At 47.1% G+C, this 7,462-nt stretch carries 11 protein-coding genes; 8 read left to right on the forward strand and 3 right to left on the reverse strand.

Annotated elements, in window-relative coordinates:
* Window positions 1-212 (forward strand): hypothetical protein (locus INR99_RS17625; RefSeq protein WP_228098424.1); only part of this gene is annotated, 212 nt, incomplete at its 5' end.
* Here the strand turns inward: INR99_RS17625 and INR99_RS17095 are convergent.
* Window positions 209-1,141, reverse strand: a complete 933-nt coding sequence (locus INR99_RS17095; RefSeq protein WP_194117547.1) for a hypothetical protein — start codon at window positions 1,139-1,141, stop codon at window positions 209-211. The genes INR99_RS17625 and INR99_RS17095 overlap by 4 nt on opposite strands.
* Before the next feature lie 4 nt (window positions 1,142-1,145).
* The gene (locus INR99_RS17100; RefSeq protein ID WP_194117548.1) at window positions 1,146-1,460 is read right to left on the reverse strand and encodes a hypothetical protein; all 315 of its coding nucleotides are present in this window, start codon (window positions 1,458-1,460) and stop codon (window positions 1,146-1,148) included.
* 399 nt (window positions 1,461-1,859) lie between these two features.
* Between INR99_RS17100 and INR99_RS17105 the strand changes: the two genes are divergently transcribed.
* The 3 genes from INR99_RS17105 to INR99_RS17115 all read left to right on the forward strand — a co-directional run bounded on the left by INR99_RS17105 (window position 1,860) and on the right by INR99_RS17115 (window position 3,796).
* Window positions 1,860-2,291, forward strand: a complete 432-nt coding sequence (locus tag INR99_RS17105) for a hypothetical protein (protein WP_194117549.1) — start codon at window positions 1,860-1,862, stop codon at window positions 2,289-2,291.
* 516 nt (window positions 2,292-2,807) lie between these two features.
* On the forward strand, window positions 2,808-3,488 hold the full coding sequence (locus INR99_RS17110) for a hypothetical protein (protein ID WP_194117550.1): 681 nt from the start codon (window positions 2,808-2,810) through the stop codon (window positions 3,486-3,488).
* Window positions 3,489-3,553: 65 nt separating this feature from the next.
* The gene (locus INR99_RS17115; RefSeq protein ID WP_194117551.1) at window positions 3,554-3,796 is read left to right on the forward strand and encodes a hypothetical protein; all 243 of its coding nucleotides are present in this window, start codon (window positions 3,554-3,556) and stop codon (window positions 3,794-3,796) included.
* A 25-nt stretch (window positions 3,797-3,821) separates the two neighbouring features.
* On the opposite strand, the gene INR99_RS17120 is transcribed toward INR99_RS17115, so the two are convergent.
* On the reverse strand, window positions 3,822-4,151 hold the full coding sequence (locus tag INR99_RS17120) for a helix-turn-helix domain-containing protein (RefSeq protein WP_194117552.1): 330 nt from the start codon (window positions 4,149-4,151) through the stop codon (window positions 3,822-3,824).
* A 260-nt stretch (window positions 4,152-4,411) separates the two neighbouring features.
* Between INR99_RS17120 and INR99_RS17125 the strand changes: the two genes are divergently transcribed.
* The 4 genes from INR99_RS17125 to INR99_RS17140 all read left to right on the forward strand — a co-directional run bounded on the left by INR99_RS17125 (window position 4,412) and on the right by INR99_RS17140 (window position 7,288).
* A complete protein-coding gene (locus tag INR99_RS17125; protein WP_194117553.1) occupies window positions 4,412-5,836 on the forward strand; it encodes an ankyrin repeat domain-containing protein in 1,425 nt (474 codons plus the stop codon).
* A gap of 2 nt (window positions 5,837-5,838) precedes the next feature.
* Window positions 5,839-6,486, forward strand: a complete 648-nt coding sequence (locus INR99_RS17130; RefSeq protein ID WP_194117554.1) for a hypothetical protein — start codon at window positions 5,839-5,841, stop codon at window positions 6,484-6,486.
* Window positions 6,487-6,563: 77 nt separating this feature from the next.
* Window positions 6,564-6,977, forward strand: a complete 414-nt coding sequence (locus INR99_RS17135; RefSeq protein ID WP_194117555.1) for a hypothetical protein — start codon at window positions 6,564-6,566, stop codon at window positions 6,975-6,977.
* 53 nt (window positions 6,978-7,030) lie between these two features.
* Window positions 7,031-7,288: a hypothetical protein gene (locus tag INR99_RS17140; protein WP_194117556.1), complete on the forward strand. Its 258-nt coding sequence runs from the start codon at window positions 7,031-7,033 to the stop codon at window positions 7,286-7,288.
* Window positions 7,289-7,462: the final 174 nt, after the last annotated feature.

A 7,462-nucleotide genomic window follows, 5' to 3' on the forward strand; every position in this document is an offset into this window, starting at 1 on the left:
TCTTTAAAGTAGCAGGAGAGGAGTATGACAACAAAACCTTGATGCGTCTATTGTTGACGGCCATCTGTGATGGCACACCAACTGCTAATTGTTCCAAACGACCTAGGGTAGAACATATTTTGACAAGAGAACACATATTTAACTTGCAAACAACAACTTCTAGTATGCAGCTCTTGACGCCCATACCCACCAACAATGGGTTAGCAAGTTAGATAGTTGATATCTCCGGAGAATGGTGCATTTTTTGGAAGCTTTTCACCGCTTTTGCGATTGCCATTAGATTTTTGTGTTTGTAATTGCCTGGGATTATTGCGATTTCTTTTGACGGCATTCGCTTGTCAAAAAAATGAATATCAGGGGTGATCAGACCCGGATCAAGCCCTTCAACAATTGATTTGTTCACCTCCCGGCCAATGGCGATGCCTTCAGGTGAGTTTTTGCAGGTTTTACGGAGCGTGTCATAAACCTTGGCGATGTAGTTCTCACCAAAATACATGCTCAAAGTCTCTGCGAATAAGAAATTGCTGTATTTCACATTTGCACACTTGCTCTTGCCAAAATAATCATTCACGTGTATATGGATCCTTAGGCACTTTCTAGAGTTATTGTTTGCAAATGTCTTAATATTTCTTACGTCATTTACATTGGAAAATTCAACTTCAGCTACGCTTGATTCGAGCATAAAGTGCTGCTTATCCACGTCTGACTGTTTGATATGCAGAGTGCCATTCCATTCTGCGCTGGCGCAGACATGCCAGAGGTGCGGCAGATTGCAATTCATGTCCATTTCAACAGATTCATCTGAGCAAGAAATGTCAAAAAACACCTCGACGCACTCAATCTTCTTCCCGAAAAGCTCATTGATTACTTCAATGCAAACGCCTTCAATTGAAGTCCATTGAATTTCACACTTGCGGAGATCAATTATGCAGCCAGTGTCAACTAGAGTTACTTTCGCAATTTCGAAATCACTGCAATTGAACTCTCCGTGAATAATCGACACACTTTTTGGGTGAAACAAAATCTCGCTAATTTCGCACTGCGGATCATCTCTGTTTGCCGCATAATAGGTTATGGCATCCTCGAATGATTCGAAGCAGAGACTGGCGTTTCCGGCATGATGAAAGGTTAATTTATTCATAACATCACCCGTAAAATGTGCTAATTATCGATTCGTCAATTTTTGCAGAAACAGATTCAGCGTAAGGCCTCCAAGCAGCATCCCACTTAGTCTTCGCTATGAGAACGACGATGATGATCTTGCGTATGCAAAGATCCTTTTCTTTCGAATCGGCGATATAGGTATACAGTGACTTTGCAATAAATCCAACATCAGTTGGGTTGCCAACGAACACAACCAGTCGACCTTTGTGGTCACTTGCTTCCGCCCCAGGAATCACGTTCCAGTCTGCCAACTGCCTGAAACTAATGTCTTGGAGACTAACGCTCTCAACTTCCATATTCCACCCCCTCGCGCAAAGTCAGCTTTGACCGGGCAATTATTGTATTCAGGTAATTTCTGCGCAAGTTTGTGTGCAGTTAGTGCAACCCTTGTCAGACAGCAGGGTTAGATCCATGCGTTCATGCCTTGATTTGGTGTGATCCAATAACATGTCAGGCTGCGAACGTTCGTGCAGAATGCAGCATCATCATCAGTAGATATCGCATTCTTCTGTATTTGAAGGGCGATGCACTTCGCTTCATCGACCGAAGTTAGTAATGCCTCGTCCTGCAGGTGCTCCTACCCCAATTGCGGTCTCCCGCTTGAAGCGCGAAATCGCCGTAAGATCAAGGCACACTGCGTTGCCCATGCGGTGGCCACCGATTGAAATGGCCGCTACGGGGCTGCCTTTCACCTGATGGCGAAGCAACTACTACTTGAAACTAGGGTGCTGACCACGCCGAAGTATCACCCGGACGTGGTGCTCTACGCGGTTGGCCGCTACAGCTTTGAAGATGAAGTTCGCATTCCATCCAAATTGCTACACTTCGACTCGGCAGAAGCCGAGGTGACCGTTGAACACCTGCGCCCTGATCTGGCGTTGTATCTGCCACAAGGGCAGATCCTGCTGGTCGAAATCCGTGTGACACATGCCGTGACGGCAGAAAAGGCGGCATGGGCAGCTAAGACCAATCGGGCGATGCAGGAAATTGACCTTTCCGACCTCAGCGATGACGACCTGCTCGACAAGGCGCATTTCAGTCACCGGCTGTTCCATGACACCGCCAACAAGCAGTGGATTCATAATCCGAAGGGAGCTCAAAAGGCTGCAGAGAAGCTATTGCGCTGAAGCTTGAGGTTGAGAAATACAACATCACGGCAGGTGCCGCTCAGAAGCATCAGCAAGAAGAACAGCGCATCGCTGAGGAGCGACATTTTGCAGCAGCAAATGCAGTTGCAGAAACAGCAGGAATTAAGTGACTAGCGTAAGTTGTTCTGCGTGGCCTCAGAGCTGCGCCTGTTTCGAGAGCTTGGCGGCAAAGGTGCGCGATGTGACAAGTGCTATCTGACTTCGCCCAGACCGGATCACGCTGATTTTCGCTGCCCCTTCTGCGGGGGAGGTCAGTTCATCGAGCATCAGCTGCACGAGCACTTGATCGAAAAGCCGGTTCCGTTACCGGTCAATTTCACTCACAAATGCGGCATTGAACAAATCGACTCTCTTCAATCTGACTGTGCTCTCGGACTACATCACCGAAGTTAGAGAACGAAAGTTGCTGGACTGACACAGCGGCAGCCTTTACGGCAGTGGTAGCGAGAGCCTTGCTGTGCCTTCATGCTAACGTGGCTAGTAAGGGAGTCTGCCATGTCATTTCAAACGTCTCGCTATATCTGCAGTGCATGTGACTACACATCGGAAGTGCTCAGCCTGTATGCGCAGCGCACGTATGTCACGCCGACAAGCAAGGCCGGAGTGATCAGCAAAATTGGCTGGTGCCATGACTGCGAAACCATGAAGCCGATTGAGGCGCTGCCCACTGAGCAAGAACTGGCCGTTTTGCTGCACACGAAGGAGGCTAGGCAGTTGCAGCTGGGCAGACTGATTGAAACTGAAAAATTGCAACGCCCTTTTCTTGCTCGGGTGCTGAATCTGAATACCCGCCCAAGCGACCAGCGCTATGACCTGGAATTTGAAGTGCAATCCCTGCAGTGGCAGATTGATCGTGCACAGGCGGTGCTTGGGCTGATGACGCATCACCGATCACCACCGCGCTGCCTGGCTTGTGCCTCGACCCAAATCGAGTACCTGCTACTCATAAAGTCAATCGAGTCGCACTTGTCCGATGATGCGGAAGCATTGCCGATTGGTTTTCGTCACCCTGGCTGCGGCGGAGAAATGCTGATCCGCCGCTCTGATATCCGCTGGATGATGAAGAAAAGCACCCTTCTGTACGACACAGAAGGCATTCTGCTGGACATAGTAGACGGAGAGGATGAAGCTGAAATTGAAGACTTGGCCGACATTCTCAATAGCGGCAGGTTATGAGTTTTGTCGGTCGCCACAATGATTTGCATAGCGTGTTGCCAGTCCGATGAATCAGGGAGGTATCCATGTCAAAACATCTGCCAACCGGCCAGGAACAGGCTGCAGCCGATCTGCGTTTCGACCAGTTCATGCAGGAACTGGATACTCTGGCTAAATTTAGCCGGAGCTCCTTCAACTACCGGCAGGTGGCTGATGCAGTGCTGTTTGGAGCCCGTATGCGCGTCCTATATGCGCTTGGCAAACCCAGGGTATACCTAACCTCTATTGATGATTTGGGATCGCCGCCAAGGGCAGGAAAACAGCGCTAAGAGCCTTCTTCAGGGGCTCCGATTTTCAATACAGTAGATGGCATAACTGTTTCAGCACACCAAGTAGCAACACGCGATCCGACTCCTGCAATGGGCGTACCAAGTTGGCCATTTCTCGCGCCAAACCGTCCGGATTGGTCGAAACACCATCACCAAGCACTGGCAACTCAACCCCCAATATTGCAGCCAATCGATCCAATGTCGGCAGTGATGGTGCCAACACCCCGTGCTCAAAGCGGGAGATGGTCTCGGTATTCACGTCCAGCGATCCTGCAACCTGACTTTGAGTGAGTCCCTTCACTTGTCGCAGCCTGGCAACGTTCCCACCCAGCCGCTGCATCAACTTATTTGCCATCGCCAAACCTTACATCAATTAGTCAGTGCTTTAAGTTGCCTAACTTACTCATTGCTGGTAACGTTGTAATTTATTGTTATCAACACATTACGTTGATGCTGTGCTTTCATAATGCAGTGTTGATGCAAACAAGTTGCAGGAAAGTACAGTTTGAATACTGATGATCAATGGATCGCATATTTCTCTGATTGATCTGTTTGTTCGACGCTAAGCGCTCAATGTCTCGGCTTGGCTTGTCAATAATTGATTGGGATAACTCCGTGAGCACTGAAAAATACTCTGTTTATTCACTTGGATATGTGTTGAACGGCTTCGACAGAAATTCGGTTCTGTCCAGTCTCCAAGAGAAATTCAAAATTAGTGCGAACGCGGCAGATAACCTTCTTTCTAATCGCGTCGTTAAGTTGAAAGCATCCCTCTCGCTGCCTGAAGCCGTTAGATACTGCGAGGCACTTGCCCAGATGGGGGTTGCTGTTAAGAACGAAATCGACTTGATTATCGAGGAATCGGGTTTTATCTTCGACAGTGATGTGAAAAATGACAATGATGTAAAGAAAGCCCATGAAGACCCATGGCAGAAGGATGACACTAGTGTTGATAATGAGCCAAAACTGAATGAGTTCAGCAGCATTTTTGATATCATTCAAAGAGGTAGCGTCAAAACATTCGTTTCTGTAGTGCAAGAAAATCCAGTATTAGTACATACGAAGGATGATAGTGGCAGGAGTTTGTTGCTCTTTGCTGCAATGTGCGACAAGCCTGAAATGGTTGATTTTCTTCTGCAAAATGGTGCGAACATCAATGACAAAGATTCATCTGGGGCTGGTCTCGAAGTTTATGCAGGTGCGTCTATAAGAAAAGTTTTGGCAAAGTATGGGGCGTCCTCTGCTGGGAATTTTTGTAATACAAACGGCCAGATGGGGGGGCTTGAGGATTCATCGAGTACAACGGATCAAGACTTTAACGGCCAGGCTCCTGAGCAAGATGAAATTATTGATGACTCAAAAACAACAGGATCATCGCAGTCACAAATATTCCGATTAATCGAGCAAGGTTTGCTAAACGAAGTGGTTGAGCATGTAAGCAAATCTCCCCAATCAGTTTTCCTGAGAGATAGTGCAAACAGAACCCCGTTGTTATTTGCGTTAATACATGACAACGTGGAAATAGTTGACTTCTTGATGAGAAGTAAGTCAGACGTAAATGCCGTAGATTTCAAAGGGAGAGGTTTTGCTGAACTTGCGAGAGGCGAAAAAATAAAGTCCATGCTTGAAAAACATAGAGCACAGCGGAGAGCCTCTGGCTGCGGTGAGCTTTTTGCATGGTTAGCAATTCCGACCCTTGTTCTAATTGTCGCTGCTGCCATTTTTAGCTCCACTGAAAGCCATAACGCGGAGGCATTCATAAAAAAACGTTTAAAGTCGCCTGACAGCTTTAAGTCCGTTTCTAGCGAAACCGTTTGGGAAGGGAAAAACGAAAAGGGCAACAAAGCCGCCATCGTAAGAGTTGTTTTCGATGCAAATAATAGCTTTGGAGCAGCACTTAGAGGATGTTATTTTGTTGCGATCTACAAAGAAAACGGAGATTGGTGGTCAAGCAATACAAATGGACTTAGCGAGTGCGACTGGAGGATAGCAACCTCCAAGGAGGATATTGAAATCATCAGGAAATTGAACTTCGAATAGCCATGATTCAATCGCTAATGATTTTGCTCAGACACAGAATTTTTGTTCTCGTGTTTTTTTCAGTGCTGCGCACCCCATCATTTGCAACAACGCCCGAAGAATTTGAACGTGGCCTTCAACCCTCGAAGATGTTTGGTTATTTCTACAACATGGTGGAAACGCCTGAGATCAGCACATGGGTTTCCCCTGAGCTTTTTCATACGCAGTTCACTACCAGCTATGATGCGTGGACTGCGGTTGAAGCAGTAATTGTGTACCGCAAACCGGTTCAATCACAGCATATTCGTAATGAAAAAGTGATGCTTGGTATGATCACTGTTAGTTATGTCATCGATTGCAGCAAAGCCGACCGAGGTGAATATAAGTATCAATTGGATTGGGTCAATGAGTTCGATACAAACGGGAATTCAATTGGGTTGTTCTCTGTGCGTGACCAACCCAAGCCGGTAACAGATAAAAGAAGTGCTGTATATCGAATTTCTAAGATCGCATGTTACGACTTGATGCATGGCGCAGGTAATAAAGTTTACCGTAAAGATGGCGGACTCTGGGGCTTCCCTTGGAAAGTGCGTCCGGTCAACAAAAACGGTAGTGGCGTGTACGACTATAACGAAGGTCTACGCTGGATTGATCGTGTTCTTGGAGAGTGATTCTTTACCAGGAAAATGATTCATGCCTGTTGCGTTTCTTCACAATTTTTTTGGTTAGGTCCGGCAAGGGAATAGTCATGCGATTCCTTATTAGTCTGCTGCTGTTGGTGGGTCTTCTGTGTAATGCGGCACCGATGAATGCAGGTGATCATCGCTGGGAAGAGATTGACCGAAACGACAGGATGATCATTTATCGCAGTCTGGACACTGATCGAACTACTCCGCTCCGCTATGATCAGCGGGTTATGCTTCGTGTGGATTATTTGGTTCCGGATCGGATTGTGGTTGGTGAAGATACCTATCTGATTAGTCACCGATTTGTTCGGGGTGTAATGGTTTGTAGCAACAGGACGGCGATTGCTGAAGAAGAGTTCATCTTCGAGTACCCGAGTACCGCACTTCTCGATCATGTTACTACGCGGAAAGTCTACACCATCATGACTGGTTCCCCCCTTGATAAAATTTGGAGCCTGTCCTGCACCCAGAAATGAACTTAATCAAGCTTTCTCCGTGAACTAGCCGATCTTGCTGAAAAGGTGTTGTTATGATCCCACTGCTTGAATATCGACCCTTTGACTGGTGGGTCAGCAACCTCACCGGCAAGAAGTATGACGATGCACTTCAGTTTGTTGTGGATGAGCTCGAGGCGCTCCCCCCCGATGTAGAGAACATGATTTGGGGGGGCTATTTTCCAAAGGCTCCCACAAAACTTCTTGCATTTCCCATTCTTGGCGCAGAGGGCATTTTTGAAGTCATAGACCTAGATGGGCACTATCCGGAGAAAGGTTGCGAAACTGATTAGTCCATGATGTTGCCCGAGTAGAAACGAAATTCCATGATGTGATCACGGCACGTACCAGTACTACATGGTGTGTTGATCCGCTTGGGCTGCTTCTACCATGGGTCATGCATTGATGACCGCTTTATCACGCAAGACCACCAACAAGATAAACCACTCGTTCACTCACTGAGCAGT

This window comes from Chitinilyticum piscinae (genome assembly GCF_015223195.1).
Lineage (GTDB): Bacteria > Pseudomonadota > Gammaproteobacteria > Burkholderiales > Chitinibacteraceae > Chitinilyticum > Chitinilyticum piscinae.